Consider the following 2,101-nt stretch of genomic DNA (forward strand, 5'->3'; position numbering starts at 1 on the left):
ATCGACCTCCGCTCGCTCGCCCCGCTGGACTTCGCCACCCTGGAGGCCTCGGTCCGCAAGACCGGCCGGCTGGTCATCACGCACGAAGCCGCCCAGTCCGGCGGCCTCGGCGCCGAAGTTGCCGCGAGCATCACGGAACGCTGCTTCTACCACCTTGAGGCCGCCCCCGTCCGGGTCACCGGCTTCGACGTCCCCTACCCGTACTCGAAGCTGGAAATGCACCACCTGCCGGGCCTTGACAGKATTCTCGACGGCGTCGACCGCGCCCTGGGCCGCCCCAACTCCCTCAGCGGGCTGGAAGGATGAGCGCCACCATGATTAAGGAATTCAGGCTGCCGGACCTCGGCGAAGGACTGACGGAATCCGAAATCGTCGCCTGGAAGGTCGCAGTGGGGGACACTGTCACGCTCAACCAGATCATCGCCGAGGTGGAGACGGCCAAGGCCGTCGTCGAACTGCCMTCCCCGTTCGCCGGAGTGGTCGCGGCCCTCCACGAACAGCCAGGCAGCGTGGTCGAGGTCGGCAAACCGATCGTGTCCTTCKAGATTGAGGGCGACGACGGCGGCTCCGGTTCCGACACGGGGACCGCCAAGCGCGAGCCGAACCTGGTCGGMTACGGCGCCGTCCTGGAAACCTCCGGCCGGCCCGCCCGCCGCGTCCGCACCTTCACGCCCCCGGCCGCGGCCTCCCCGGTCGCGCCKGCCGTGGCGCCCGTCCGGGCAGCCGAACCGGTGKCGCCCGTCCGGGTTGCCGAGCCGGTGGTATCCAAGCCTGTCGAAACCAGGCCGGCCGAGCGTCCGCGGTCCACGCCGCCGGTGCGCAAGCTGGCCAAKGACCTCGGCGTCGACCTCGAGGCCGTCACCGGCACGGGCGAGCACGGGCTCATCACCCGTGACGATGTCCGGAACTTCGTCGGCGGCGGGGACCTGCCCGCAGCAGCCCAGGAACTGGCCGGCGCGCAGGTTCAGGCCGCCGGGCTACCGCAGGCCCCGGGCGAGCGGGAGACCCGCACTCCGATCAAGGGCGTGCKGAAGTTCACAGCCGCCGCCATGGTGGCCAGCGCCTTCACCGCACCGCATGTCACGGAGTTCCTGACCGTTGACGTCACCCCCACGATGGAGCTGCTGGCACGCCTGAAGGCCAGCCGCCCCTTTGCCGGGTACAAGCTCACCCCGCTGACACTGGTGTCCAAAGCCGTGCTGATCGCGCTGCGGAACCACCCGACGCTCAACGCCCGGTGGGACGAGGCCAACCAGGAAATCGTCCAGTTCAACTACGTGAACCTGGGCATCGCAGCCGCCACCCCGCGGGGCCTGACGGTCCCGAACATCAAGGACGCGGACCGGATGTCCCTCCTGGACCTCTCCACGGCGCTGACGGACCTGACGGACACGGCCCGGGCCGGCAAGACCAGCCCCGAAGCCCTCTCCGGCGGGACGATCTCCATCACGAACATCGGTGTCTTCGGCATCGACGCCGGCACGCCCATTTTGAACCCGGGCGAGGCCGCCATCCTGGCCCTCGGCGCGGTCCGGAAGATGCCCTGGGAGTTCCAGGACGAGGTCGCCCTGCGACAGGTCATGACGCTCAGCCTCTCCTTCGACCACCGCCTGGTCGACGGCGAACAGGGCTCACGGTTCCTCCAGGACCTCGGCACCATGCTGGCCGATCCGGGCATGGTCCTCGCGATGGTCTAAGCACCCCGATCACAGCTGCCGGCTGCCCTTCCCGCCAAGGAGGGGCGCCGGCAGCTTTATTGGGTGCTGGGCTACCGCCGTCCGGGGGCACTTTGAGGACAATTTTCGACGGCGGGGCCCTGATTCACGGCGTGTCCGCGCCAAAGTGCCCCCGGAGTGCCGGGGCAGGCGAGCTACGGTTCGGGCGGCGCGGCCGGTGCCAGGAGCGCCGCCAGCGCCATGCTTTCCAGTAGCGGCCTGGCGCGCCGGACCCCCATCCGCCGTCCCGAACTCCGTACCGAATGCGGGGTGGAGTTGATCAGGCCGAAGGTGGCATGCGCCCGCATCCGCAGTTCGGCGGCCTCCGTGCCCTCGTGCAGCCCGGCCAAGACATCCACCCAGAGTTCGACGTAATTGCGCTGGAG

The 2,101-nt window shown here is 69.7% G+C and carries 2 protein-coding genes and 1 pseudogene; 2 read left to right on the forward strand and 1 reads right to left on the reverse strand.

Features of this window, described 5'->3' with window-relative positions; all coding sequences use genetic code 11:
* The coding region (locus tag AC1DBQ_RS23070) for a transketolase C-terminal domain-containing protein (RefSeq protein ID WP_476930714.1) at positions 1-306 on the forward strand (306 nt) is incomplete at its 5' end.
* The gene (locus AC1DBQ_RS23075; protein WP_476930715.1) at positions 303-1,697 is read left to right on the forward strand and encodes a dihydrolipoamide acetyltransferase family protein; all 1,395 of its coding nucleotides are present in this window, start codon (positions 303-305) and stop codon (positions 1,695-1,697) included. The genes AC1DBQ_RS23070 and AC1DBQ_RS23075, both read left to right, overlap by 4 nt.
* Positions 1,698-1,870: 173 nt before the next feature.
* On the opposite strand, the pseudogene AC1DBQ_RS23080 reads toward AC1DBQ_RS23075, so the two are convergent.
* Positions 1,871-2,101 (reverse strand): annotated as a pseudogene (locus AC1DBQ_RS23080) (TetR/AcrR family transcriptional regulator); the annotation flags it as partial.

The organism is Arthrobacter sp. 10T413_2, from assembly GCF_056394205.1.